Annotated in this window: 21 protein-coding genes; 14 read left to right on the top strand and 7 right to left on the bottom strand. The window is 60.7% G+C overall.

Annotated features, from left to right (window positions below):
• Positions 1-253 precede the first annotated feature (253 nt).
• Genes COA55_RS13150 through pyrR form a run of 3 tightly spaced genes read right to left on the bottom strand, consistent with a single transcriptional unit; the run spans position 254 to position 3106 of the window.
• Positions 254-1546 carry a dihydroorotase gene (locus COA55_RS13150; protein ID WP_290502536.1) on the bottom strand — a complete coding sequence of 431 codons (1293 nt, stop codon included), beginning with the start codon at positions 1544-1546 and terminating at the stop codon, positions 254-256.
• Complete coding sequence (locus COA55_RS13145) at positions 1533-2576, bottom strand: aspartate carbamoyltransferase catalytic subunit (RefSeq protein WP_290502535.1); 1044 nt, start codon at positions 2574-2576, stop codon at positions 1533-1535. Before COA55_RS13145 ends, COA55_RS13150 begins: the two co-directional genes overlap by 14 nt.
• A gap of 2 nt (positions 2577-2578) precedes the next feature.
• A complete protein-coding gene (gene pyrR / locus COA55_RS13140; RefSeq protein WP_290502534.1) occupies positions 2579-3106 on the bottom strand; it encodes a bifunctional pyr operon transcriptional regulator/uracil phosphoribosyltransferase PyrR in 528 nt (175 codons plus the stop codon).
• Between the two features lie 260 nt (positions 3107-3366).
• Here pyrR and COA55_RS13135 point away from each other — a divergent pair, with 260 nt between their 5' ends.
• Both COA55_RS13135 and COA55_RS13130 read left to right on the top strand, forming a co-directional pair.
• Positions 3367-3960 (top strand): cytochrome b, encoded by a 594-nt coding sequence (locus COA55_RS13135; protein WP_063519759.1) that lies wholly within the window; start codon positions 3367-3369, stop codon positions 3958-3960.
• A 25-nt stretch (positions 3961-3985) separates the two neighbouring features.
• The gene (locus COA55_RS13130; RefSeq protein WP_290502533.1) at positions 3986-4576 is read left to right on the top strand and encodes a YceI family protein; all 591 of its coding nucleotides are present in this window, start codon (positions 3986-3988) and stop codon (positions 4574-4576) included.
• Between the two features lie 143 nt (positions 4577-4719).
• Here the strand turns inward: COA55_RS13130 and ruvX are convergent, their stop codons facing one another.
• The 4 genes from ruvX to gshB form a co-directional block, all read right to left on the bottom strand.
• A complete protein-coding gene (ruvX, locus tag COA55_RS13125; protein ID WP_290502538.1) occupies positions 4720-5124 on the bottom strand; it encodes a Holliday junction resolvase RuvX in 405 nt (134 codons plus the stop codon).
• Between the two features lie 172 nt (positions 5125-5296).
• On the bottom strand, positions 5297-5857 hold the full coding sequence (locus COA55_RS13120) for a YqgE/AlgH family protein (RefSeq protein ID WP_290494018.1): 561 nt from the start codon (positions 5855-5857) through the stop codon (positions 5297-5299).
• 227 nt (positions 5858-6084) lie between these two features.
• The gene (locus COA55_RS13115) at positions 6085-6963 is read right to left on the bottom strand and encodes a TonB family protein (RefSeq protein WP_290502532.1); all 879 of its coding nucleotides are present in this window, start codon (positions 6961-6963) and stop codon (positions 6085-6087) included.
• Between the two features lie 105 nt (positions 6964-7068).
• Positions 7069-8022, bottom strand: coding sequence for a glutathione synthase (gene gshB / locus COA55_RS13110; RefSeq protein ID WP_290502531.1), 954 nt, complete (start codon positions 8020-8022; stop codon positions 7069-7071).
• A gap of 322 nt (positions 8023-8344) precedes the next feature.
• Between gshB and pilG the strand changes: the two genes are divergently transcribed.
• The 12 genes from pilG (at position 8345) to COA55_RS13050 (ending at position 25865) form a co-directional block, all read left to right on the top strand.
• Positions 8345-8728, top strand: coding sequence for a twitching motility response regulator PilG (gene pilG / locus COA55_RS13105; RefSeq protein ID WP_063521389.1), 384 nt, complete (start codon positions 8345-8347; stop codon positions 8726-8728).
• A gap of 32 nt (positions 8729-8760) precedes the next feature.
• Positions 8761-9129, top strand: coding sequence for a twitching motility response regulator PilH (gene pilH / locus COA55_RS13100; RefSeq protein ID WP_007151610.1), 369 nt, complete (start codon positions 8761-8763; stop codon positions 9127-9129).
• An 11-nt stretch (positions 9130-9140) separates the two neighbouring features.
• Positions 9141-9689, top strand: a complete 549-nt coding sequence (locus tag COA55_RS13095) for a chemotaxis protein CheW (RefSeq protein WP_007150053.1) — start codon at positions 9141-9143, stop codon at positions 9687-9689.
• A gap of 58 nt (positions 9690-9747) precedes the next feature.
• Entirely contained in the window at positions 9748-11772 is a 2025-nt protein-coding gene (locus tag COA55_RS13090; RefSeq protein ID WP_290502530.1) for a methyl-accepting chemotaxis protein, read from the top strand.
• Between the two features lie 31 nt (positions 11773-11803).
• Entirely contained in the window at positions 11804-12682 is an 879-nt protein-coding gene (locus COA55_RS13085) for a CheR family methyltransferase (RefSeq protein ID WP_063519387.1), read from the top strand.
• Positions 12683-12848: 166 nt separating this feature from the next.
• The gene (locus tag COA55_RS13080; protein ID WP_290502529.1) at positions 12849-20042 is read left to right on the top strand and encodes an Hpt domain-containing protein; all 7194 of its coding nucleotides are present in this window, start codon (positions 12849-12851) and stop codon (positions 20040-20042) included.
• Positions 20039-21064 (top strand): chemotaxis protein CheB, encoded by a 1026-nt coding sequence (locus tag COA55_RS13075; RefSeq protein WP_290502528.1) that lies wholly within the window; start codon positions 20039-20041, stop codon positions 21062-21064. The genes COA55_RS13080 and COA55_RS13075 overlap by 4 nt, the downstream gene beginning before the upstream one ends.
• An 80-nt stretch (positions 21065-21144) precedes the next feature.
• Positions 21145-21600 carry a chemotaxis protein CheW gene (locus tag COA55_RS13070; RefSeq protein ID WP_063520034.1) on the top strand — a complete coding sequence of 152 codons (456 nt, stop codon included), beginning with the start codon at positions 21145-21147 and terminating at the stop codon, positions 21598-21600.
• Entirely contained in the window at positions 21597-22604 is a 1008-nt protein-coding gene (locus tag COA55_RS13065) for an MBL fold metallo-hydrolase (protein WP_290502527.1), read from the top strand. Before COA55_RS13070 ends, COA55_RS13065 begins: the two co-directional genes overlap by 4 nt.
• Positions 22597-23589, top strand: coding sequence for a lysophospholipid acyltransferase family protein (locus COA55_RS13060; RefSeq protein ID WP_290502526.1), 993 nt, complete (start codon positions 22597-22599; stop codon positions 23587-23589). Before COA55_RS13065 ends, COA55_RS13060 begins: the two co-directional genes overlap by 8 nt.
• A 179-nt stretch (positions 23590-23768) precedes the next feature.
• Entirely contained in the window at positions 23769-25289 is a 1521-nt protein-coding gene (locus tag COA55_RS13055; protein ID WP_290502525.1) for a BCCT family transporter, read from the top strand.
• 87 nt (positions 25290-25376) lie between these two features.
• A complete protein-coding gene (locus COA55_RS13050; RefSeq protein ID WP_290502524.1) occupies positions 25377-25865 on the top strand; it encodes a peptidylprolyl isomerase in 489 nt (162 codons plus the stop codon).
• Positions 25866-26021: the final 156 nt, after the last annotated feature.

Raw genomic sequence — 26021 nt, 5'->3', positions numbered from 1 at the left:
TTGGGTCAGATGCTCCTTTGGTCCCTCCACCCCGGCAAGTCCTGCATGGTTGCAGGAAGAGCATTCAAACATACAAGTTCCCTTCCAGGGGACGAACCGAGCGACAGCGAAGCAGTGGCCGCCTTTGACTGCAGCTCGCCTCACAGGAAAAGCATCACCCGGTGAACAGAGGATTGGCTTTCGCCAATATCGCGCTACGCTCAGTTCGTCCCCTGGAAGGGAACTCCTACAGCGGCTTCGTAGCGGGTCTGACTCAATCCGACAGCCAGCTCACCTTGCCCTGGCACACGGTCAGCTTCACGCTGCCCTTGAGCTGGGCATGACGCCAGGGGGAATTGTTGCCGGCGGACAGCCAGTCTTCGCTGAGCTTTTTATCCGCCGCCGGGTCCAGCACACAGAGGCTGGCGGGGCGACCGGTTTCCAGCTGGCCCGCCTGGATTCCCAGGCAACGGGCCGGAGCCGCAGTGACCGCATCCAGCGCCCGCGACAAGCTCAGCTTGCCCTCGCTGACCAGTTCCAACACCAGCGAGAGCAGCACATCCAGCCCGGCCATGCCCGGTTTGGTGGCCGGGAACGGCGCCGCCTTGCTGGAGGAACCAATGGGGGTGTGCTGGGAACAGATAGCGTCGATGGTGCCATCGGCCACGGCTTCCAGCAGGGCCTCACGGTCGGCGGCGCTGCGCAGGGGCGGAATCACATGGCAATGGCTGTTGAAACCTTCCAGCGCCGACTCGTCCAGCAGCAGGTGCTGGATGCTCACGTCCGCCGTCACCGGCAGGCCGCGCCGTTTGGCGGCGCGCAGCAGACGCAGGGAATCGCGGCTGGAGATTTGCTGGAAGTGCGCCCGCACTCCGGTGGCTTCCACCAACAGCAGATCGCGGGACAGGTCCACACTTTCTGCCACAGCGGGAATACCGGGCAACCCGAGGCGGGTCGCCACCGGCCCTTCATGGGCACAGCCCCCGGCGCTGAGCGCCGAATCCTGCGGGCGGAACATGACCGGCAGATCGAAGGTAGCGGCGTATTCCAGGCTGCGTTTGAGCACCAGCGCATTGGCCACCTTGCCGCCGGCATTGCCCACCGCAATACAACCGGCCCGCGCCAGAGTCGACATCTCCGCCAACTGCTCGCCCAGTAAGCCCTGGGTCATGGCGGCAATCGGCATGATACGGGCAAACCCGGCCTGGCCGGCCTGTTCGCGAATCAGGCGCACCACCGCCGTGGAATCCACCGGGCCACAGTCCGGCTGGGCCGCCAGATGGGTGATGCCCCCGGCCGCCGCGGCGCGGGTTTCACTGGCGATATCGCCGGCGCGGCCGCTACCGGGCAGCGACAGGTGCACACAGGCATCCACCAGCCCAGGCAGCACCCAATGGCCGTCGGCCTCCACGATATCGGCCCCCGGTGCGTCCAGGCTGGCGCCGATGCGCGTCAGGCGGCCGTTTTCAATCAGCAGGTCGGCCACATCATCACGGCCACTGGCCGGGTCGATGACACGGCCCTTGCGGATCAGGATATGGGCGCGGTTACGGTTAGCGCTGGCCACGGGCACCTCCTGCTCCTTCCATGCTTTGTGTGGAGGCAGCCAGAGCATTGCTGTCGCTGTCCTGGCCGCTGATGGCCATGGACATGACGGCCATGCGCACGGCGATGCCGAAGGTGACCTGGTTGAGAATCACCGAACGGGGGCCATCGGCCACTTCCGAGGCGATTTCCACTCCCCGGTTTATCGGGCCGGGGTGCATGACAATGGCGTCATCCTTGGCGAAATGAAGCTTGTCGTTGTTCAAGCCATAGAGACGAAAGAATTCGCCTTCGCTGGGCAGCAGGGCCGAATCCATGCGCTCTTTCTGCAGGCGCAGCATGATCACCACATCCACGTCTTTCAGGCCCTGGGCCATATCCGTGAACACGGTGGCGCCCAACGCTTCCGCATCCACCGGCAGCAGCGTCCTGGGACCGATCAAACGGACTTCCTCGGCACCGAGAATATTCAGTGCGTGAACCTGGGAGCGCGCCACCCGGGAATGCAGGATATCGCCGACGATGGCCACTTTCAGCCCGGCAAACCCGCCCTTGTAGTGGCGAATGGTATACATGTCGAGCATGGCCTGGGTGGGGTGGGCATGGCGCCCGTCACCGGCATTGATCACCGCCACGTTGGGCGTTACTTCGTTGGCAATAAAGAACGGCGCCCCGGAATCCTGATGGCGCACCACGAACATGTCCGCCGCCATAGCCTCCAGGTTGCGCAGGGTATCGAGCAGGGTTTCGCCCTTGCTGGTGGCGGACTTGGCAATATCCAGGTTGAGCACGTCAGCGCTGAGCCGCTGGGCCGCCAGCTCAAAGGTGCTGCGGGTACGGGTGCTGGATTCGAAAAACAGGTTCACCACGGTCTTGCCGCGCAGCAAGGGGACTTTCTTGATGGCCCGGCCACCCACATCCACAAAGCTTGCTGCGGTATCGAGAATATCTTCCAGCAAGGAACGGGGGAGGTGCTCAGTGGTGAGAAAATGGCGAAGCTTACCGTCGTCGGTAAGTTGTACGCGGGAGGATGGCGCAAGCGTCGGCGTCATTCTTAGGACCTTGTCTCTCTGTTGTCCTCACTGACCAGTTCGCGGATCTCCGCAATTAGCGGTGAGGGCCCCCGCAATTCTACCCGCTGATGGGGTGGCAATGCCAAAGTTTCCCCACAAATATCGGCACGAATTGGCAATTGTCGGTGGCCGATGTCGAACAGCACCACCAGAGAGATAGACGCCGGGCGACCAAAATCGAACAACTCGTTCATGGCCGCACGGATGGTGCGCCCGGTCATCAGCACATCATCCACCAGCAAAATATGCTGGCCATCCACATCAAATGGCAGCTTGGACGGCGTCACCGTGGGCTTGAGTCCACGGGTGTCGAAGTCGTCCCGGTAGAACGCCGGATTCAGTGAGCCCAGCGGCAGCGCCGCAGGCAAACGGTCATTGAGCGCCTGCGCCACCCAGGCGCCACCGGATTCAATCCCCACCAGCAGTGGTGACTTATCCGCAAAGCGCTCATTAATGGCCGCCGACATCGCATCCAGGTGTGTCTGCAATTGTTGCTCATCCCAGCTCAAGGCCGTTCTCCCACAGTCCATAAGGCATATCCAAGGCGTAAGAGTAGCAGAAGGCCGGGGCACTGAGGCAATCAACGGAACAGCTGATCAAACCGTTCAGTTTTTTGCGCTGTGTCCCGGACCACAATGCCGACAAGCTAGAGGCATACGCACAACGCCTGTAAGTTTTGTAATCAACGGAACCTGATGCGCGGCGTGGACTCTGAACAAGTAAGGGATCGCCCAGCCATAAGGGCGGAGAACACAGGAAGGGAACCCTCATGAAACTGCGCAACGATTCGCAACGCTTTGGCGCCATTGCCGTACTGTTCCACTGGCTGGTGGCATTGGCGGTGATCGGCCTGTTTGCGCTGGGCTTTTATATGGTGGACCTGGGCTATTACGACCCCTGGTATCGCAAAGGCCCGGACCTGCATCGCAGCATCGGCGTTTTGCTCTTTATTGCCATGCTCCTGCGCCTGGGCTGGCGCTTTATTTCACCGCCACCGGCACCGCTGCCCACCCACAAGCCCTGGGAAAAAATCAGCGCCCATCTCACTCACTGGGCCTTGTATCTGCTGTTATTCGTGGCCATGGTCAGCGGCTACCTGATCAGCAGCGCCGATGGCTCATCCGTGGATGTATTCAACTGGTTTTCTGTTCCCTCGGTGAGCGGCCACCAGACCGGCCTGGAAGACACCGCCGGGCTGATTCACTACTGGGCCACCTGGGCCGTGATCGGGCTGGCCAGCCTGCACGCACTGGCCGCCATCAAACATCATCTTTTTGATCGCGACGACACCCTGCGCCGCATTCTCGGCCTGGCGCCGCGAACCACAACGCACATCTCAAACGACACTCACAACCCATCTTAATCACCCGAAACGGAGCTTGATGCTTATGTTGACGTTATTGAAAAAAACCACTGTCCCCGCCCTGGCGCTGCTGCTCAGCAGCATGGCGTTCGCCGACCAGCCCGGAGGCACCTATCAGTTCGACAAAAAAGGCGCCCACCAGTTTGTCACCTTCAAAATTTCCCATCTGGGTTACAGCTGGCTGTATGGCCGCTTCAATGATTTCAACGGCACCTTCACCGTGGATGCTGAAAACCCGGAGAACAGCCAGGTAACCGCCACCATCCAGACTGCCAGCGTGGACAGCAACCACGCCGAACGCGACAAGCACCTGCGCAGTGATGATTTCCTGGACGTGAGCGAATACCCCACCGCCACCTTCAAGAGCACAAAGATTGAAAAAACCGGCGAGAAAACCGCAAAAATCACCGGCGATTTCACCCTGCATGGCGTGACTAAACCGGTAACCCTGGATGCCAAACTGATCGGTTACGGCGATGATCCGTGGGGCGGCTACCGCATGGGCCTGGAAGCCTCCACCACACTGACGCTGTCCGACTTCGGCATCACCAAGGACTTGGGCCCAGCTTCAGAAACCGTGGAGATTATTATTTCTGTGGAAGGGATCAAGCAGTAAACATTGATGACTTTCGTAGGTCGTATTAGGCCGAAGGCCGTAATCCGACTTCCACACCTTTACGCAAAAGAACACAGAATGTCAGGTTACGCCTATGGCTCTTTGTGCCCGCTGGGTGAACCTGACCTGCCTTTTGCCACCCATTAGCCAATGGCCTCGGCGTCCCCAGCAAAAAACCCTTCCGCAATAATCACCGCCGCCATGGAATCCACCCGCGGGTCTGCTTTCTGAATGCCGGTACGTTCGCGGGCTTCGCGGGTGCTCAAACGCTCATCCACCAGCCACACTTTTTTTCCGAAGCGGCCATGCAGGCGGTTGGCAAATTTACGTGCGCGCGCGGTGGACTCGCTATCGCTGCCATCCATATTCAGCGGCAAGCCGACAACCAGGGCTCCCGGTTCCCACTCTTTCAAAAGCGCGGCGATATCATCCCAGTTGGGTTGGGTATTTTTGCAGGGCAGGGCTTTCAAGGGCGTGGCGGTGCCCAGCAGTTCGTTACCGCTGGCCACGCCGATTTTTTGGGTGCCGTAGTCAAAGGCAAGAATCATGAAAGGCAGTGGACAGTTGATAGTGGACAATTGACAGCGGCGCGATCCAGCCCGGCAGGAGCAGACAGGTCGCAGGCCGCGTCCGAAAAATTCTGCAGGCTGCCAACTTCACAAAAGAAAGAAAGATGCCGGTGGGTAGCTGTCAACTGTCCACTATCAACTATCAACTGCATCAGCTGTGCCCCGCCTGCGTGGCAATCAAACTCATATCAACGCCAATGCGCGCGGCGGCGGCGTGCCAGGTTTGTTCGAAGGGGGTGTCGAGCACCAGCTCACGACTGGCGGGGGTGCTGAGCCAGGCGTTATCCACCAGCTCCTGCTCCAGCTGCCCGGCGTCCCAGCCCGCGTAGCCCAGACAGATCAGGGACTGCTCCGGGCCTTCACCAATGGCGATGGCTTCCAGAATGTCACGGCTGGTGGTCAGGATCAGTCCATCACTGAGGACGGTGCTGGCGTGCCAGCGGGTGGCGGCACTGTGCAGCACAAAGCCGGCTTCCTGCTGGATCGGCCCACCGGCCACAACACGATGTCGCTCGGAGGGCGGCACTTCGATTTCAATATCCATGTCGCTGAGGATATCACCCAGGCTGATCTGCACCGGGCGGTTGAGGGTCAGCCCCATGGCGCCCTCGCTGCTGTGCTCAACGATATAGGTCACGGAATGTTCAAAGTCCGGGTCGGCCATTTGCGGCATGGCCACCAGCAACTGGTGTTTCAAAGGTGTGTTTTCCATGGGGGTAGTATCCGGGGGCGGCGGGGGAGCTGCAAGCGGTGAGGCATCTATGAATGCTGCTGCAGGAAACTGGCGGCGAAAGACGATCAAAGTGTGAAACGTCACAAGAATGATCAGGTGACACCTGAAATGCCTGGTTTCTCGCCAGGGCTCGAATTCGTCCCCTGGAAGGGCGACTCCTACAGCGGCTTCGATTCAGGCGTGGTGGGGCCTCGTGCATGCTGCGTCTATTTTGACGACACCCTGCGGTTACTGCCGAACTTCCAGGTGCGGATAATTTCCAGCACGTCCATGTTGCGGCGCATTTCCGCTGTAAACGCATCGAACGGGGCCGCCAGACGCACACTCTGAATGGCGGCCTGGTCGAGGAATTTATGACCGGAGGACTTGAGCAGCCGCACTTCTTTCAGTGAGCCGTCTTTCTGGATCGCTACCATCAGGCGCACCGCACCATAGGTATTGCTGTTCAGGGCCCGGGCGGGAAAGTTGCGGGTACCCATGTCTTCCACCTTGCGGCGGAAACCATCAATGTAGACCGCTTCGAAGTGGGCCTTGGCGGACACCGACGTGAGACGCCGTACCCGTGGGCGCTTGGCGTAGGCTTGCTTCTGCTCGTCCAGCCGCGCCTGCAGGCTGGCGATCTGCTGGCTCAGGTCCTGCAGGTTTTCCTGCTTGGCCACTTTCAGGGGCTTGGGCTCGGTCTTTTCTTTCTGGTCGGCGTTCACCTTGTGCTCACTGTCCCGGGCGGTGGTGATCACCAGTTGCTGGCTGACTCGCTCACGGCGCTCCAGGGTGGTCTTTTCCTTGAGCTGCACGTTGTCCAGTTTGTTGTCGGCAAAATCCGCCTGCTCGGTGGTGGTCAGCTCCTGTTTGTCGGCCTGATCACCGGAACCCTCCTGATTACTCTGGGCAATGAAGTCCGCTTCTTCCGGCTCGCTGTCGCTGCGGTGCTGGGCCAGGGTGACTTCCAGGGTATGCGGGGCAGCACGTTGCAGCTCCGGCGCAAAGCTCACCCCAAAAATCAGGATGCCATGGAACGCCACCGCCAGAAAAACGGTGAAGGTGAGACGGTCGGAGGCGGTAACAGATGCCGGATTTGATGCCATGTTATTGTTTTCGCTACTACATTTTCAGCGGTTTCATTCAGCCGGGGAGGGCAGCACCCACCGCAACAGGAAGCCGGCCAGTGTGCCCCGCCACGACAGCCGGGTCTATGACGACGGCCGCAACTCCAGCAGTGTATCAAACAGCTGCCCGGCAATATTGATATCAAAAATCGCATCCAGCTCACGGATACAGGTGGGGCTGGTCACGTTGATTTCGGTGAGATAATCGCCGATCACATCCAGCCCGACAAAATACAGCCCCTTGCGCTTCAGGGTCGGGCCCACTTGTTCGCAGATCCAGCGATCCCGGTCACTCAATTCCCGACCCTGACCGGTGCCACCCGCCGCCAGGTTACCGCGCAGCTCGCCTTCCTTGGGAATCCGCGCCAGCGCATAAGGCACCGGCTCGCCGTTGATCATCAAAATGCGCTTGTCCCCTTCGGTGATCTCCGGCACAAAGCGCTGGGCCATGATCGGCGTCTTGCCGTGCTGGGTGAGCACTTCGATCACCACCGAGATGTTGGGGCTGTCCTTGCGGACCCGGAAAATATTGCTGCCACCCATGCCGTCCAGCGGCTTCATCACGGTGTCACCAAACTCCTGTACAAAATTGCGCAGCAAGGCGGACTGGCTGGACACCAGGGTGGGCGCACAGCACTGCGGGAAGTCGGTGGCGAACAGCTTTTCATTGCTGTCGCGCACACTGCCAGGGCGATTGACCACCAGCACCCCTTCTCGCTCCACTTTCTCGAGCAGGTAGGTGGCGTAGATGTATTCCGCATTAAAAGGCGGATCCTGGCGCATCAGGATAATGTCCAGATCGGCCAGGTCGTGATTCACGGCGTCGGCCAGACGGTACCAATCGTCGTTATTGTCGGTAACAGACAGTGCCCGGGTGGTGGCAAAGGTGCGACCATCGCGAACATACAGGTCCCCCGGCTCCATATAGAGCAGGGACCAGCCGCGCCGCTGTGCCTCCAGCAGCATGGCAAAGGTGCTGTCTTTCCAGGGTTTGATTTTGGCGATGGGGTCCATCACCACACCAACACGCAGGCTCATGAAGTCTCCGGTCTACAGGGCGCAGGCAACCCGAAAGCTGCCGGCGGGGGATTGGTACGGCCATTGCTCATAGCAACACAATGACCGGAGCAATGTTAGCAGCGCACAGACAGGTTCGCTATGCGCGGAGAAGCTTATTCAGCGACCCGCCAGAGGGACATTTTCTCAAGTTTCATAGGGTCTTATAGATTGATTGTAGAATCTGTGTTAAAAACTTCGCTTGGGCTGACACCGCCACAGGCCCCGCCCAGCGAATTATTAGAAAGGCCAAAAATTACAATAAGTTGCGGCCAATTACGGTTCACGGTTAAAGGCAGTTTCCATGACTGACAATTTCCAAGACCTCAAGGTGATGGTAATCGACGATTCCAAGACGATTCGTCGTACCGCCGAAACCTTGTTGAAGAAAGCGGGTTGTGAAGTAATCACGGCCACCGATGGCTTCGATGCCTTGGCCAAAATCGCCGACAGCAAGCCCAGTATCATCTTCGTCGATATCATGATGCCGCGTCTCGATGGCTATCAGACCTGCGCGCTGATCAAGAACAACAGCGCCTTCAAGGCAACCCCGGTGATCATGCTGTCGTCCAAGGATGGCCTGTTTGACAAGGCCAAGGGGCGCATTGTCGGTTCCGATGAGTACCTGACCAAGCCGTTCTCCAAGGACGAGCTACTGGGTGCGATTCGTCAGCATATCAACGGTTAAGCGGCTTAGCCGCTGAACCTGAAGAGGGTAAGATGGCACGTATTCTGATTGTGGATGACTCGCCCACCGAGACATACAAGTTGCGCGAGATTCTGGAAAAACATGGCCACGAGGTTATCGAGGCCGCCAATGGCGCCGATGGCGTCGCCACGGCCCGTTCCGAACTTCCCGAGCTGGTTTTGATGGATGTGGTAATGCCTGGCCTCAATGGCTTCCAGGCCACCCGCCAGCTCACCAAAGGGGCGGACACCGCCCATATTCCGATCGTTATCGTTACCACCAAGGATCAGGAAACCGACCGCGTCTGGGGCAAACGCCAGGGCGCCCGGGATTACCTGACCAAGCCGGTGGACGAAGACGTGCTCCTGCAAACCGTCGACCGCATGCTGGCCGACGCCTGAAGGAGCCACCCATGAGCAGCAACGCCTCCGCCGCCTACATCAAACTGGCTGAATACAATCAGCGCTGCCGGGAGCAGGCCAAAGATCTGCCCATGCAGCAGGATGCAGTCAGCTACTGGAGTGGCGTAGGCTTTGTGCTCGACGGCAAGAAATACGTGGCACCGCTGGATGAGGTTTCCGAAATCCTCTCGGTGCCGGCCTACACCCGCATACCCGGCGCACGCAGCTGGATGAAAGGGGTAGCCAACGTCCGGGGCCGCCTGATGACCGTCATGGATCTCAGCGGTTTTCTGGAAAAGAGTTCACCGGTTCAGGAAAAGCGCCGCCGGCTGCTGGTGCTGGACCAGGACGACCTCTACACCGGCATGGCCGTGGACGAGGTACTGGGGATGCAACATTTTCCCATTGATGAATTTGTGGAATCACTGCCGGTCAGCGACACCAGCGTCACGAACTTTGTGCGCGGGGCCTACCGACGGGAAGGGGAGTATTGGTCCGTGTTCAGCCTCACCCGGCTGGCAGAGGACCCGCGTTTTATGCAGGTAGCCCGTACCGGCTAACGGCATAGAACAACTCGGGGAATATAAGAAGAGTGAACGCCAGGCCAGGAGCCAGACTATGAAGTTCAATTCGGGAGCATTGTTGGAAAAATTGCGGGGGGGCTCAGGCGGCGGCACGCTGAATATTGCCCTTTATGTGGGCCTTGCCATCTTTGTTCTATTGGCACTGGCCAACTTCCTGCTATCCGCCACCACGGCAAACAAGGCGCAGGAGAACATTACCCGCGCTTCCGAAATGCGGGTAATTTCCCAGCAGATCGCCAAAAACGCCCTGGAAGCGGCCGCCGGTAACGCCGACGCCTTCGAATTGCTGGATAAATCCCAGAAAAGCTTCCAGTCCGCCTGGGACGACGTCAAGGACGAGCAGGTCAACGATCCGCAAGCCATGGCCCGCCTGCAAACCCTGTGGGATGAAGTGAACGCCAACGCCGGCGTGATCCTGAAAGGGGAAGACACGGTACTGGATCTGCACGAAGTGGCAGACACTCTGGCCCAAACCATTCCTTCCCTGCAGGCCGAATACGAAGGCGTCGTGGAAATTCTGGTGGCCACCGATGCGGAACCGGAACAGATTGCCTTTGCGCAGCGCCAATCCTGGCTGGCTGAGCGCATCGTACGGTCCATCGCCAAGGTACTGGAAGGCGGCGACGGCGCGGTGATCGCGGCGGACTCCTTCGGCCGTGATGCCAGCCTGTTCGGTCGTGTCATGAACGGCATGATCGAAGGCGATGCCGCCATGGGTATTGACCAGGTGAATGACCCCGACGCCCTGGATTACCTGGCCGAAATTGCTGACCTGTTCGACGAATTCGTTAACCAGTCCGTGGATGAAATCCTGGAAACCGCCCCCGAGCTGTTCCAGGTACGTAACGCGGCCGACACCATCTTCCGTCGTTCCCAGGACCTGCTGCAGGAATCCACCAACCTGAACAACCAGTTCGAAGACACCACCAGCGGTTTCTTCCCCTCGGTAACGCTGGGTGCGCTTTCCGGTGTTATCGCCCTGTTGATCTTCATCCTGATCATGGCTCAGCGGACCCGCCAGGCGGCGAAGCTGAAAGACGAACTGGAAAGTGAGAACCAGCGTAACCAGGCGGCGATTCTGCGTCTGCTCGACGAACTGGGCGACCTGGCGGACGGTGACCTGACCGTACAGGCGACAGTAACCGAGGACTTCACCGGTGCCATCGCTGACTCCATCAACTACTCCATTGACCAGCTGCGCAGCCTGGTACAGACCATCAACAACTCGGCGGTACAGGTGGCCTCGGCCGCCCAGGAAACCCAGTCCACGGCGATGCATCTGGCCGAAGCCTCCGAGCACCAGGCCCAGGAAATTGCCGGGGCGTCTGCCGCGGTGAACGAAATGGCGGTGTCCATTGACCAGGTATCCGCCAACGCCGCCGAATCGGCAGCGGTAGCGGAACGGGCGGTAGCCATCGCCAACAAGGGCGCCGAAGTAGTACAGGCCACCATCCACGGCATGGACACCATTCGCGAACAGATCCAGGAAACCTCCAAACGGATCAAGCGTCTGGGTGAGTCCTCCCAGGAAATTGGTGACATCGTATCCCTGATTAACGACATCGCCGACCAGACCAACATCCTCGCCTTGAACGCCGCCATCCAGGCATCCATGGCTGGCGAAGCCGGCCGAGGCTTCGCGGTGGTAGCGGATGAGGTACAGCGCCTCGCGGAACGTTCTGCTGCGGCAACCAAGCAGATTGAAACCCTGGTAAAAACCATTCAGACCGATACCAACGAAGCGGTTATCTCCATGGAAGCCACCACTGCCGAGGTAGTGAAAGGGGCGCGCCTGGCACAGGATGCGGGTGTGGCACTGGAAGAAATCGAGAACGTATCGAAAACCCTGGCGGACCTGATCCAGAACATCTCCAACGCGGCGCGCCAGCAGGCGGCGTCTGCGGGTCACATCTCCAACACCATGAACGTGATCCAGGAAATTACCTCGCAGACCTCTGCCGGTACCACTGCGACAGCACGGTCCATTGGTAACCTGGCCGAGATGGCCCAGGAAATGCGTAACTCCGTTGCCGGCTTCCGCCTGCCGGAGCACTCCTGATCCGGCCTGAGCCGGTCTCGGGAGACGTGCCATGGGTGCTGCAGTGACAGATCGCTGGTCGATCAAAAGCACGCCCGCCATGGATGCGGAGCAGTTCCAGCTATGGCAGGCGCTGCTTGAAGACCGCACCGGCATGACGCTGTCCAACGAACGCAAGACCTTCCTCGAAACCAGCTTGAACATTCGCATGCGCGAGCTGGGCATCGAGGACTACGACACCTATTACGAACACCTGATGGTGGGCTCGACCCAGTCGCGAGCCATGGAATGGTCCGTGCTGGTCGATCGTCTCACCGTTCAGGAAACCAGCTTCTTCCGGCATCCCGGCTCCTACGCACTGGTGGAAGAGTTCACCCAGCGCTTCATGGCCGAACAGCCGGATGGTGCCAGCCTGGATGTGTGGAGCGTGGGGTGCTCCACTGGCGAGGAAGCCTACTCCCTCGCCATGATGATCAACGAACAATTTTCCGCCAGTGAGCGAAAACTGTTCTACGGCATCACCGCCACCGATATCAGCCTGCCCACCCTGGCCAAGGCCCGCAAAGGCGAATATGCCGCGCGCCGGGTATTGCAGGTCGACCCACTGTTGCGGGACAAGTATTTCGAGCCCACGGGAAACGGGCAAACCGTAACCATCACCGGGGCACTGCGTGAACGCATCTGCTTCGCGCGGCTCAACGTGCTGGACCTCAGCACGGCACCGATGAACAACATGGACCTGATTTTTTGTCAGAACATGCTGATTTACTTCCGTCGCTGGCGTAAACGCCAGATCGTGAACCGGCTGGCGGAGCGGCTCGCACCGGGAGGCATCCTGGTACTCGGGCCCGGGGAAGTGACCGATTGGCAACATCCGGATCTGGAACGCATTCATTTTGCTGATACGTTGGCATTCCGGCGCTGTAGATAAGACATAAAACAACAAGCTGCACGCAACACGCAGCGCACGAAAAAGAAAAACGCTTGGGGCGGCACCCATCAGGAATGACCTGGATGAGGCGTGCTGCATGTTACGTGCTGCGTATTAAAGAAACCTGCCCGCAGTGACGGCAGGTTTGAGTATGACAGGAGACGTCATGAGTGACCGTCACGACTATCTGGCTCTGGACTGGGTTCGCGGGGAAATCCAGGAAACCCTGAACCAGGCGCAACAGGCACTGGAATCGTTCGTGGACAATCCGGACGACGCTACCCGTATGCGTTTCTGCCAGACCCACCTGCACCAGGTGTACGGCACCTTGCAGATGGTGGAGTTCTACGGTGCGGCGCTGCTCGCCGAGGAAATGGAAAAACTGGCGCAGGCACTGCTCGAGGGCAACGTGGGCAATGTGACCGACAGCCAGGAAACCCTGATGCGGGCGATCCTGCAATTGCCGCCGTACCTGGACCGGGTCGCCAGCAACCGCCGTGATCTGCCCGTGGTGCTGCTGCCGCTGCTCAACGACCTGCGTGCCGCCCGCGGTGAATCCCTGTTGTCGGAAACCTCCCTGTTCAAACCGGACCTCACCGACGCCACTGGCCAGGGCCAGATTCCTGACGACCTGCTCAACGATCCGCGCTTTATCCTGCTGGCGAAAAAAATTCGTCAGATGTTCCAGATCGCCCTGCTCGGCGTGCTGCGCAACGACAACATGGGCGAAAACCTGGGCTACATGGCCAAGGTGTTCACCAAACTGGAACAGATCACCGGCGATGCGCCACGGGCACCGCTGTGGTCCATCAGCAATGCGCTGGTGGAGGGCCTCTCTGAAGACGCCATCATTCTTGGCACCTCAGTGAAACTGATGCTCGGTCACGTGGACCGCAACCTGCGGGAACTGGCCGTGGAGGGCGCCGCCAGCCTGAACCGTCCCGCCCCCACAGAACTGCTCAAGAACCTGCTCTACTACGTGGCCAAGGCCGATGTGGACAGCCCGCGTATCCGCGACATAAAAGCCCGTTTCCGGCTGGATGACGCGCTGCCCTCCGATGATCTGGTCAACGAAGAACGACAACGGATGACCGGCCCGGATGCCCAGGCCATGAACTCCGTGGTGCAGGCGCTTTCTGAAGAACTGACCACCGTCAAAGACGCCCTGGAAAGCTTTGTTCACAGTGGTGACACCGATACCAGCAAGCTGCAACCGCTCACCCTGACCCTGAAGCAGGTGGCCGACACCGTGGCCGTACTGGGCCTGGGCCAGCCCCGGGCACTGGTGGAAGAACAACTCCACGCCATGGAAGATATCGTCGCCGGCAACGCACCCGCCGAACGCGAAAGCCTGATGGATATCGCCGGGGCCCTGCTCTACGTGGAAGCGACCCTGGCCGGCATCAGTGGCGACCAGCGCAATGCACGAAGCTACAACGGCCAGGGCGATGACATGCCCAGCCATGTGGGCCAGGCCATGGACGCGGTGCTGCGCGAATGCCGCGCCGGGCTGGAAGAAGCCAAAGACGGCATCGTGGAATTCATAGCCTCGCAGTGGAATACCGATCCGCTGCAAGTGGTACCGGAGCGCCTCAATGCGGTCCGCGGTGGCCTGGATGTGATCCAGCTGGGCAAGCCCGCGCTGATTTTGCGCCAGTGCGTCCAGTTCATCGAAGAAAAGCTGCTGCAAGCGGACCAGCCCAAACCGGACTGGCGCAGCATGGACACCCTGGCCGACGCCATCACCTCGGTGGAATATTACCTGGAACGTCTCAGCGACGATCCGGCCACCACCGACGATATCCTGCAGCTGGCGCGAGCCAGTGTGGAAGCACTCGGCTACCCACTGGAAGAAGAGCAGGACTTCACCGATAACGCCATCGATGTAGAACGCATTGAACTGGAACAAGCGGAACTGGACACCCCGCACGACGACGCCGACACCAGCGCCGTTGCCGAGCACGATGTGGATGCCTGGTCCGGGTTCTCTGCCAACAGCGAGTTGCCCGACGACGAAACCGACAACGCCGAGCCGGAAGAAGACGCCACCCTGGAACTGCAGCCGCTGGCCAGTGACGACGACGCGCCGGATTTCGACAGCAGCAATGATGACGAGCTGCTCGACCCCACGCTGGAAATCACCGCACCGGCAGAGCCTGAAGGCCACGTCGTCGTCAGCGCCGACGCCTCCCCGGAAGACGATGACGACGACCTGATCGATGACGAAATCATCGAGATCTTCCAGGAAGAAGTGGGCGAAGTACTGGACGCCCTGGACGAATACTTCCCGCGCTGGGCCGCCAACACCAGCGACGAAGAGTCCCTGGTGGAATTCCGCCGCGCCTTCCACACCCTGAAAGGCTCCGGGCGCATGGTCGGTGCCAGCACCGTGGGCGAACTGGGCTGGTCCGTGGAAAACATGCTGAACCGGGTCATCGATCGCACCATTGTGCCCACCGCCGTGCTGATCGCCCTGGTGCAGGAAGTCCGTAATCGCGTGCCGGCCCTGGTTGATGCCTTTACCCTGCGCCAGCCGGACCCGTTTGATGTACAACCCCTGGCCGATGCTGCCGATACCCTGGCCGCCGGCGTCCAGATCGACGAAGTCCCTGTTGTCGGCGCTGCCGACAGCACAAGCGAAGAAGCCGCAGAAAGCGTCGACGGCGCCGCGACAGACTCTACCGCTGATATCAGCCTGGATGCCCAGGACACCATCGCGCTGGAAGCAGACGAACAGGGCGACCCCGACAGCGACAGCCTGGAGCTCACCGAGCTGCCGTCCGCTGAAAACGCAGACGCCACCTCCGCCGACAACAGCCTGTCCGCGGAAGACCTGGCCGCGTTTGACGCCGCCGCCAGTGAAGACACCCTGGACCCATGGGACGAAGGTGACAGCAGCGATGACATCCAGCTGCTGTCCGTAGACAACGACCTCACCGACATCGACGACAGCATCACCCTGGATCTGCCCGAGCAGGAACCGGACTACGAAACCAGCACCAGCAAGATCGCCGCTGAGAGCCTGTCCGATATTCCCGACATGAGCGACGATGCCCCTGACGATGACAGCCGAGAAGACGGGCCGGACCCCGTCCTGCTGGAAATCTTTTCCAGCGAGGCCCGCCGCAATCTGGCCCTGATCGCTCAATGGCTGGCCAGCAACGACCCGGACCTGTCCGAGCATCAGGTCGATGACAGCGTGCATCGCGCCCTGCATACCCTAAAGGGCAGTGCGCGCATGGCTGAAATCGAAGCCGTGGCCGAAGTGGCCGAGCCGGCCGAAAAACTGGCCCGGGACCTGATCAGCAGCAACCGCCGCGCCAGCCAGCAACAGGTGGACCTGCTTGCTCAGAGCCACGACCTGATTCTCACCAGCCTGGAGCAGATGGACCCGACCCCGCCGGCCCATCTGCCCGGCGCCGACGCCCTGATCCAGTCACTGAATCAACAACGCGATCAGTTGCAGGACACCGGCAGCGCCGGCCCGGACCCGCACATCCTTTCCGTGTTCCTGTCCGAAGGCATGGACCTGATCGTGGATGCAGAGCAACTGCTCAGCCAGTGGGCCCAACACCCCGCGCACACCGATGAACTGGTACGTCTGCGCGACGAACTGGAGCTGCTGTCCAACAGCGCCACCACCGCCGGTCTCAGCGAAATTCACGACCTGGCCGCTGCCCTGGCAGGCTGCTACAGCGCCGTGGAAAACGGCCGGCTGCCGTACAGCGAACGTCTTTTTGCCCTGGCCGGCGAAGGTCAGGACGCGCTGATGAACATGATGGACTGCCTGGCTGCTGGCCAGACCGTACGCCCGGAACTGGGACTGGTGGATGCCCTGCGCGAGCTGGCCGAAAGCGACGGCCCGGACGGCGGCCCCGGCGGCGGACTGCCCATCGACAGCGGCGACACTGAGCAGAGCAATACAGCCGCCGCTACGGAGCAACCTGACGACACGGCAGACAGCAGCCGCTACGAAGCCCACCTGGACCCGGAGCTGGTCGAGCTGTTCCTGGAAGAGGCCGAAGAAATTCTCGAGTCTGCCAGCCACATTCTTGACCAGTGGGAAGCCGGCGACAGCAGTAATGTGAGCAGCCTGCAGCGCGATCTGCACACCCTGAAGGGCGGCGCCCGCATGGCCGGTGTTGCCCCGGTAGGCGATCTGGCCCACGAACTGGAAAACCTCTACGAAGGCTATAACGCCGGGCAACTGGAGTCTGATGCTGCCCTGTTCCAGCTGCTGCATCAGTGCCATGACAGCCTGGCAGTGATGATCGAAAACCTGCAGGCCAACACCACTCCGGCCGATGCACCGGCACTGGTGGCCGCCATTCAGGCGTTCATTCGTGGCGAAGCCCCCGGCCCGATCACCACCAGCGTCGACGATGCCAACACGCAGCCCGCCGACACTGGCGGATTTGACGACCGCTCGACCGCCCCCCTCACCGATGCCACAGACGCCCCCGCGCCCGTTGCGGTTGAGGACGCGCCCGAGCCCACCGATGCGCCCCCTCAACCGGAGCGTGACCCGGAGCTGGTGGACATTTTCCTGGAAGAAGCGGATGAAATTCTCGAATCCGCCGGCAACAGCCTGGAATTGTGGATCAGCCAACAGGACAATCTGATTGAGCTGCAATCCCTGCAACGGGATCTGCACACCCTGAAGGGTGGTGCCCGCATGGCCGAAGTGCCGGAACTGGGTGACCTGGGCCACGAACTGGAAACCCTGTACGAAGGCCTGGCCCAGAGCCAGCTGGCCATTGAGCCCGCCTTGTTTGATCTGCTCCACCGCTGCCACGACCAGCTGGCGGAAATGGTAGAAGCCCTGAAAGCCAACCGGCCATTGCCCAGTGGCGACGTACTGATCACTGCCATTCATGGTTATGTGGCCGATCCGGCAGGCTTCACCCTGCCCGCCATGGCGGCGACGCCTGCCGCTCAACCCGCCATCCAAGAAACCACCGCGTCGGTGAGCGATGACGACACACCGGCACCAGTAACGTCTGCCGCCGATGACGTATGGCAATCGGACAGCGACCCGGAAATTCTGGAAATTTTCCTGGAAGAATCTGAAGAACTGTCGGAAATCATCGATGCCTGCCTGACCTCCTGGAAGGATAACCCGGAAAGCACCGACTTCATCGACGACCTGAAGCGTGCACTGCACACCCTGAAAGGGGGCGCACGGCTGGCCGGCCTCAAACAGCTGGGCGACATCAGCCACGATTTCGAAACCTATTTGCTGGAACTGGAAAGCCGTCGCCAGACGCCCGCCCAGAGCGACTTCCAGCCCATGCTCGACTGGCACGACCAGATCAATCGGGGCATGGAATCAGTCGCCGCTGCCGCGCAAGCCAGCGCTGCAGCGCCTGCGCCTGCGCCTGCGGACAATGAGCCCCAGACCAGCACCCTGCCAGCAGCGCCCCAACAACCGGCGCCCCAGCAGCCGCAAAAGGATGACCGGCGCCAGCGCCAGAATCAGGCGCAACCGCAGGAAATGGTACGGGTTGGCGCAGATGTGCTGGAGGCCCTGGTCAACCTGGCGGGGGAGACCTCCATCAACCGTGGCCGGGTCGAGCAGGGCATCACCGAGTTCGCCTTCAACGTGGAAGAGATGGGCAACACGGTACAGCGCCTTTACGAACAGCTACGCCGGCTGGATTCGGAAACCGAAGCGCAGATCATGTCCAACTACCAGAAGGGCGTGGATCTCGGCGAGTACGACGAGGACTTCGATCCGCTGGAAATGGACCAGTACTCCGAGCTGCACCAGATCACCAAGCAGCTGTCCGAGTCCGCCTCTGACTTGCTGGATTTGAAGAACACCCTGCTGGACCGCAACAAGGACACCGAAACCCTGCTGCTGCAGCAGGCACGGATCAACACCGAGCTGCAGGAAAAACTGATGCGCACCCGCATGGTGCCCTTCAGCCGCCTGGTGCCGCGTCTGCGCCGTATCGTTCGGCAGATTTCCGGCGAAGTGGACAAACGCGTGGACTTCGATGTGCTCAACCCGGAAGGCGAGCTGGACCGTTCCCTGATGGAACGAGTGGTCGCCCCGCTGGAGCACATGCTGCGTAATGCCGTGGACCACGGTATCGAAACCAGCGAAGGCCGCCAGTCTGCCGGCAAGGACGGCACCGGCCGCATCAATCTGGAGCTGGGCCGCGAAGGGGGCGAGGTAGTCATTACCCTGTCCGATGACGGCAAGGGCATCGATACCGATGCGGTGCGCCAAAAAGCCATCGAGCGAGGCCTGATCGCCGCCGACGCGCAACTTTCCGAGCAGGAAATTCAGCAGTTCATCTTCCACGCCGGCTTCTCCACCGCCGCCGCTGTGACCCAGATTTCCGGGCGCGGCGTAGGCATGGATGTGGTCGCCAGTGAAATCAAACAGATGGGCGGCTCGGTCACCATTGATTCCCGTAAAGGGCAGGGCACGCGCTTCATCATCCGCCTGCCGTTTACCCTGGCCATGAACCGCGCCCTGATGGTGAAAGCGGCGGAGGACTCCTACGCGATTCCGCTGAACCAGATCGAAGGTATCGTGCGGATCAGCCCGTTCGAACTGCAGCACTACTTCGAGGAAGACAACCCGGTTTACACCTATGTGGGCCAGGATTACGAACTGCAGTACCTGGGCCACTTTGTTCACGGCAACCGGGTGCCACACCTGGAAAACCAGACCACTCCCATGCCGGTACTGCTGATTCGCAGCACCGAACACACAGTGGCCATCGTGGTGGACGACCTGGTCGGCTCCCGCGAAGTCGTAGTGAAAGCGGTGGGCCCGCAGCTGGCCACGGTAGCCGGCATCAGCGGCGCTACCATCCTCGGGGATGGTTCCGTGGTGATCATTCTGGATATCCACTCCCTGATCCGCGCCGCCCACGTCCAGACCACGGCTCTGGCGTCCGGCGAGGTAGTGCCGACACTGCCTCAGGAGCCAGAGGAAGAGACACTGCCGCAGCGTGACACGCCGCTGGTCATGGTCACTGATGACTCGGTCACCGTGCGCAAGGTGACCACCCGTCTGCTGGAGCGTAATGGCTACGAAGTGGTCACCGCCAAGGACGGCATCGACGCCATCGCCAAGCTGGAAGATATTCGCCCGGATGTGATGCTGCTGGATATCGAAATGCCCCGTATGGACGGTTTCGAAGTCGCCACCCACGTCCGCCACGACAGCCGCCTGCAGGACGTACCGATCATCATGATCACCTCCCGCACCGGTGAGAAACACCGCGAGCGGGCCTTCGACATTGGCGTGAACTGCTACATGGGCAAGCCGTTCCAGGAGAACGAGCTGCTATCTACCATTCGCGAACTGCTGGGTGAACTGCAGGAAACGGATAACGGATGACCGCGCCCGGCCGTGTCGGCGTGATTGCTGACAGCACATTGCAGGGGCACCTGCTGTCCAGTGCGGTAAAGGGCCAGGGCTATCAGGTACTGGTCAGCACCGAACCGGACGCTCTGGAAGATCGCTGGCTGGAACCTGACGCCCTGGATCTGTGGGTCGTGGACCTGTCCAGCGAAGACCGCTGGCAGCACTTCCTCGACGACCTGCTGGAGCGCGCCCAGGTACCGATTCTTTTCTGTGATGGCCAGGCCCCGGCCCGCACGGATGCTCGCTACCCCAAATGGGAACGGCGCCTGGTCACCAAACTGGTAAGTTTTATCGGCAAACCGGCCGTGGAAGAGCGCCTGGACGTGATCCCCCAGCGGCCACCCCAGATACGCATCCCCCAACCCCGGGAATTCCAGGCCATTCGCCCCGGCGACCGCCCCCGGCAGGTGTGGGTACTGGGCGCCAGCCTGGGTGGCCCGGCTGCGGTGAAACTGTTTCTCGATTGCCTGCCGGCCAATCTGCCCGTGGCCTTCGTGCTGGCGCAACACATCGACGGCAGTTTTCTGGAGACCCTGTGCGGCGTGCTGGGGCGGGATAACCCGATCCAGTGCAAGATCGGTGTGGACGGGGAGGCCTTGCGACACGGCGAGCTGGCCATTGTGCCGGTAGAGTACGCCGTGCGCTTTCGCCACGACGGCCGTATCCAGTCCACCGGCGATAACTGGGAAGGCCCCTATGCGCCCTCTATCGACCAGGTTATCCAGCATGTGGGCGAGGGTTTTGGCAACGCCTGTGGCGCCATTCTGTTTTCCGGCATGGGCAACGACGGCGCCATCGCCGCACCGCGCCTGGCCGCCACCGGCTGCCCGGTGTGGGCACAAAGCGCAGACACCTGTGCCGTCAGCAGCCAGCCAGACTCGGTACGAGAAACCGGCTGCGTCAGCTTTAATGGTTCCCCCGAACAACTTGCACTGCAGCTGGTGGAGCGGGTAAGAAGGGAGCTGGCACAGGCTCCGCTTCCGCAGCATCAGTAGCACCAACAACAGTGACGACTCGCGCTCGGCCACAACCGGCCCGCGACGACATACGCGATGACAAGAAAAGGAACAGCACTATGGCGCAGTTGCCCTCCGATATTTCCAGCCTGCTGATCCCCATGCAGGGGCGCCCCTGGCTGGTGCCCAATATTATTGTGGCCGAGGTGATTCCATTGCGTCAGCCGGATCGCCCGGGCCATGGTCCCGAATGGTTGCTGGGCTGGTTGAGCTGGCGCGACCAGCAAATTCCGCTGCTGTCGTTTGAGAAGCTCAACGAGTCCGGCCAGGTCACCATCGGCCAGGATGCCCGCATCGCGGTACTCAATACCGTCGCCAACCAGGCGCCTTTTTATGCGGTGATCGTGCAGGGGATTCCCCGCCTGATGAAAGTGGCCAAGGACGATCCGGTGGAAGAGCCGGTGGATACCGGCCCGGCAGAAGCCATGTACATTCAGGTGGGCGGCGACCTGGCGGTGATCCCGGATCTGGACGCCATTGAGGGCGCCGTGGCGGGGCTACAGAAACCGGCATGATCGACCGTCAGCGACTGGCCGCGCTGGCCGCCGAGGAACCCGTCAGCCAGCGCCGCAAGCACGCCTTTCGCAACCGGTTTGCCACTCCGCATCACGGGCTCGGCGCCTTCCTGCGCTGGCAGTGGGAATCGCGCGGGCGCTTTCCCGGCCACCAGTCCTTCCCCCTGCACACCCCGGACCCGGAGCAGCTGCGTCAGCCGGGCAACCGCCCACAGATCACCTGGATCGGCCATGCTACCTATCTGTTCCAGCACCGGGGCTGGAATCTGCTCACCGACCCGGTGTTTTCCGATCGCTGCTCTCCGTTCACCTTTGCCGGGCCAAAGCGGGCAGTACCGCCGGCGTTGACCATTGACCAGCTACCCGATATCAATGCCGTGCTGGTATCCCATAACCACTATGACCACCTGGACAAGGCATCGGTAAAGCAACTACAGGCCCGCTTCGGCCGCGACATTCTCTGGTTCGTACCCCAGGGTATCGCCGCCTGGCTGCGCAAGCTGGGGGTGGAACGGATCATCGAGCTGGGCTGGTGGCAGAGCGACTACCACGGCCAGGTGGAGGCTTTCTGTTTGCCCGCCCAGCACTTCAGCGGGCGCGGCCCCAACGACCACAACCAGACCCTGTGGTGCAGCTGGCGCCTGAATTTCCCGGATTTCAGCCTCTATTTTGCCGGTGACACCGGCTATGCACCGCTGTTTAACGAAATTGGTCAGGTATTCGGGCCGGTAGATCTGGCATTATTACCTATCGGGGCCTACGAGCCGCGCTGGTTCATGTCGCCGGTGCATATCAACCCGGCGGAAGCGGTAAAAATCCATCAGGATATTCAGGCGCGCCAGTCCCTGGCCATGCACTGGGGCACCTTCGTGCTCACTGACGAACCCATGGATGCACCGCCAAAAGCGCTGGCCCGAGCCCTGACAGAACAACACATTGAACACGCACATTTTCGGGTTCCGCAGCATGGCGAAACCCTGACCATTGAACTGACACATGAATAAACAATACCCCGGCCGCCGTCTGTGGATGGTGGTCCGCCTGCTTGCCTGGCTTCCCTTGCCGCTGGTCACCGGATTCGGTGCCGCCGTTGCTACCCTGGTGACCCTGGTGCCGCTGCGCTATGCCAGCGCCTACCGGGTGGTGCTGATCAACCTGCTGGCCACCCACCCGCAAATGTCCTACGCGGAAGCCAAAAAAATCGGCCGCCAGAGCCTGCGCGAACTGGGCCGCACGCTCACCGAATTCAGCCATGTATGGCACCGGCCAGTGGAGGAAACCCTGTCGCGGGTTACCCATATCCACGGCGAGCAGGCCTTTCTCGATGCCTGCGCCAGCGAACGGCCGGTTTTGATGCTGTCACTGCATCAAGGCAGCTGGGAGATCAGCAACCTGTATGTGGGCGACAAGGGCAGCCGGGACAAGACCCTGATCATGTACCAGCCTCACCCGGCCACGCTGATGGATGCCATGGTCAAGGCAGCACGAGAGCGTACCGGCTCGGTACTGATTCCCACCAACAGCCAGGGGGTCAAAAAAGCGCTGGCGGCCATGAAAGCCGGCGGCACCCTGGGTATTCTTTCCGACCATAACCCGGGCAACCGCAGCAACCCCTCGGTACCGTTCTTCGGCTATGACGTGCCCACACCGGCGCTGATCGACAAACTGGTACAGCGTTACCGTCCCCATGTGTTTATCGTGTCCTGCATTCGCGGCGAAGGCGGCGTGAAAGATATCCACCTGCACTTCGAAGAGGCCCCGGCCATTGAGCAGGCCAACGACACCGCCGAAATTCTCACCGCCATGAACAGCGGCCTGCAACGCTGCATTGACCGCAACCTGAGCCAGTACCAGTGGACCTACAAACGCTTTAAATGGAGCCCTAGTGGCCGCCGTAACTGGTACCGGCAGTCCAACCGCCTGCTGAGTGAGATTCGCAAGGGTACAGATCGCAAGGCGCTGGACCTGCATCCCGACGCAAAGCAGTAAACCCGCTGCCGGCCAGCGCTTGGGTGGTGTAGAATAACGCCATTGTTTCATGCGTTTACGCAACGCGCTCATTCACCTGTGACCCAAGGTCCTGGCCGCAGTTACCGGGTTTTCCGTTCTGGTCTCCTTGTTCACCGCAGCATCGCCTGCGCCCCGGTCGCGTCTCACAGGAGACCGCAATGTCTTTCTTGTCTCGTACCTTTCAGGCCGTGGATGTGCCGGTCTTTATTCTCAGCGGCGGCCTGATCCTGCTGTTTGTGAGCCTGTCCCTCTGGGATATTGAGCAAACCGCCGCCTGGGTACAAACCAGCTTTGCCTGGTCCACCAGGTTGTTTGGCGCCTATTGGCAGCTGCTTATGCTGGCCACTTTTTTCGTCTCCCTGTACTTGGCCATCAGCCGCACCGGCAACGTTCGCCTGGGAGGGATGGACAAACCGGAGCTGTCCACCTTCAAGTGGGTGTCGATCATCATGTGTACCCTGCTCGCCGGTGGTGGCGTGTTCTGGGCGGCAGCGGAGCCCATTGCCCATTTCATCTCGGCACCGCCGCTGTTTGGGGAAGGCAGCACGCCCATGGAGCAGGGCACCAATGCGCTGGCGCAAAGCTTCATGCACTGGGGGTTTCTGGCCTGGGCCATTCTCGGCTGCCTGACCAGCATCACCCTGATGGTGCTGCACTATGAAAAGGGCCTGCCACTAAAACCCCGCACCCTGCTGTACCCGGTATTCGGCGAGCGCATCATCCACGGCCCCGGCGGGGCAATCGTCGATGCCTGCTGTGTGCTGGCGGTGGTCGCCGGCACGGTTGGTCCCATCGGTTTTCTTGGCCTGCAAGTCAGCTTCGGCCTGAATGATTTATTTGGTATCGCCGATAATTTCAGCACTCAACTCGCGGTTATCCTCGGCCTGGTTTTGATCTACACCATCAGCGCCATTACCGGCGTCAACCGGGGCATCCAGATCCTCAGCCGTTTCAATGTGACCCTCGCCATCGTGCTAATGGTCTTTATCCTGATCGCCGGCCCGACCGCGTTCATTATCGACGGTTTTGTGCAGGGCCTTGGCACCTACCTGGGTGAGTTTTTCCCCATGGCCACCTTCCGTAGTGACCCTGGCTGGCTGGACTGGTGGACGGTGTTCTTCTGGGGCTGGTTTATCGGCTATGGCCCCTTGATGGCACTGTTTGTGGCACGCATTTCCCGCGGCCGCACCCTGCGACAGCTGGTCGGCGTGGTGGCGCTGGTGGCCCCTCTCGTCACCTGCTTCTGGTTCACTATTGTCGGCGGCACCGGCATCTCCCTGGAAATTGCCCAACCGGGTATTATTTCCCAACCGTTCGAAGGCTTTAATCTGCCTGCCGCCTTGCTGGCCACCACCCAGGCCTTGCCCTGGGGCACCTTGCTGTCCGGCCTGTTTCTGGTGCTGACCACCATCTTCGTGGCCACCACCGGCGACTCCATGACCTATAGCGTGTCCGTGGTAATGACCGGCACAGAAGAGCCCCCCTCCGCCATACGGGTATTCTGGGGGATCATGATGGGCGCCAGCGCCGCCATTCTGATCAGCATCGGTGATGGCGGCATTGACGCCTTGCAGAAGTTCATTGTGGTTACGGCGGTGCCGGTCTCACTGGTTCTGTTGCCCAGCCTGTGGACCGGCCCCGCACTGGCCGGCGAACTGTTGCGCAAGCAACAAGGGTAATTGCCTGCAGCTCAGGGCGGCGGCACAATGCTGCCACCCCGGGCTCGCATCCGGCTCCCCCTATTTTCAGCCCCTGGAGTGGCTTGCATGACTATCGAAAACGGCAAGGTGGTCACCTTGCAATACAGCCTGTTCAACGCCGATGACGGCAGTGAAATTGAAAGCTCCCGGGACACCGGCGAGCCCATGGCCTACCTGCACGGCTACAACAACATCATCAAGGGGCTGGAAACGGCTCTGGAAGGCAAGGATACCGGTGACGAAGTGGATGTCACCATCAGCCCGGAAGACGCCTATGGCGAATACAACAACGAGCTGTTCCAGCGTATTTCCCGCAAATACCTGAAACACGCAGGCAAACTGGAACCCGGCAAGGTGGTCACCGTTTCCACCGATGAAGGCCCGCGCATGCTCACCGTGTTGAAAGTGGGCCTGAAAACCGTGGACGTGGACGCCAACCACCCACTCGCCGGCAAGTCCCTGCGCTTCGTGGTGGAAATCACCGATATCCGTGATGCCACCGACGACGAAAAAGCCCACAAGCATGCCCATGGCGTGGGCGGGCATCAGCACTAAAAGCCGCTTCACGCATCGCGCGGCACGCAACAACGCGGGGAAGGCCGGATAAACTCACAGGCCTTCCCCCGCGACCTCACCGCAGGTGCTTGAACCTTTGGTTCGAGTTGCGAAAGGCAAAACCGGGCTCACTGTTTTCGCTTTTCGAAACTCGAA

The sequence above is a fragment of the Alcanivorax sp. genome (assembly GCF_002733835.1).
Lineage (GTDB): Bacteria > Pseudomonadota > Gammaproteobacteria > Pseudomonadales > Alcanivoracaceae > Alcanivorax.
This window is presented reverse-complemented; position numbering and strand designations above follow the sequence as displayed.

Bases quoted from the DNA above. Each gene is read 5' to 3' on its own strand.
- COA55_RS13145 (WP_290502535.1), bottom strand. From the start codon at position 2,576: ATGACGCCGACGCTTGCGCCATCCTCCCGCGTACAACTTACCGACGAC.
- COA55_RS13135 (WP_063519759.1), top strand. From the start codon at position 3,367: ATGAAACTGCGCAACGATTCGCAACGCTTTGGCGCCATTGCCGTACTG.
- COA55_RS13130 (WP_290502533.1), top strand. From the start codon at position 3,986: ATGTTGACGTTATTGAAAAAAACCACTGTCCCCGCCCTGGCGCTGCTG.
- ruvX (WP_290502538.1), bottom strand. From the start codon at position 5,124: ATGATTCTTGCCTTTGACTACGGCACCCAAAAAATCGGCGTGGCCAGC.
- COA55_RS13120 (WP_290494018.1), bottom strand. From the start codon at position 5,857: ATGGAAAACACACCTTTGAAACACCAGTTGCTGGTGGCCATGCCGCAA.
- COA55_RS13115 (WP_290502532.1), bottom strand. From the start codon at position 6,963: ATGGCATCAAATCCGGCATCTGTTACCGCCTCCGACCGTCTCACCTTC.
- gshB (WP_290502531.1), bottom strand. From the start codon at position 8,022: ATGAGCCTGCGTGTTGGTGTGGTGATGGACCCCATCGCCAAAATCAAA.
- pilG (WP_063521389.1), top strand. From the start codon at position 8,345: ATGACTGACAATTTCCAAGACCTCAAGGTGATGGTAATCGACGATTCC.
- pilH (WP_007151610.1), top strand. From the start codon at position 8,761: ATGGCACGTATTCTGATTGTGGATGACTCGCCCACCGAGACATACAAG.
- COA55_RS13095 (WP_007150053.1), top strand. From the start codon at position 9,141: ATGAGCAGCAACGCCTCCGCCGCCTACATCAAACTGGCTGAATACAAT.
- COA55_RS13090 (WP_290502530.1), top strand. From the start codon at position 9,748: ATGAAGTTCAATTCGGGAGCATTGTTGGAAAAATTGCGGGGGGGCTCA.
- COA55_RS13085 (WP_063519387.1), top strand. From the start codon at position 11,804: ATGGGTGCTGCAGTGACAGATCGCTGGTCGATCAAAAGCACGCCCGCC.
- COA55_RS13080 (WP_290502529.1), top strand. From the start codon at position 12,849: ATGAGTGACCGTCACGACTATCTGGCTCTGGACTGGGTTCGCGGGGAA.
- COA55_RS13075 (WP_290502528.1), top strand. From the start codon at position 20,039: ATGACCGCGCCCGGCCGTGTCGGCGTGATTGCTGACAGCACATTGCAG.
- COA55_RS13070 (WP_063520034.1), top strand. From the start codon at position 21,145: ATGGCGCAGTTGCCCTCCGATATTTCCAGCCTGCTGATCCCCATGCAG.
- COA55_RS13065 (WP_290502527.1), top strand. From the start codon at position 21,597: ATGATCGACCGTCAGCGACTGGCCGCGCTGGCCGCCGAGGAACCCGTC.
- COA55_RS13060 (WP_290502526.1), top strand. From the start codon at position 22,597: ATGAATAAACAATACCCCGGCCGCCGTCTGTGGATGGTGGTCCGCCTG.
- COA55_RS13055 (WP_290502525.1), top strand. From the start codon at position 23,769: ATGTCTTTCTTGTCTCGTACCTTTCAGGCCGTGGATGTGCCGGTCTTT.
- COA55_RS13050 (WP_290502524.1), top strand. From the start codon at position 25,377: ATGACTATCGAAAACGGCAAGGTGGTCACCTTGCAATACAGCCTGTTC.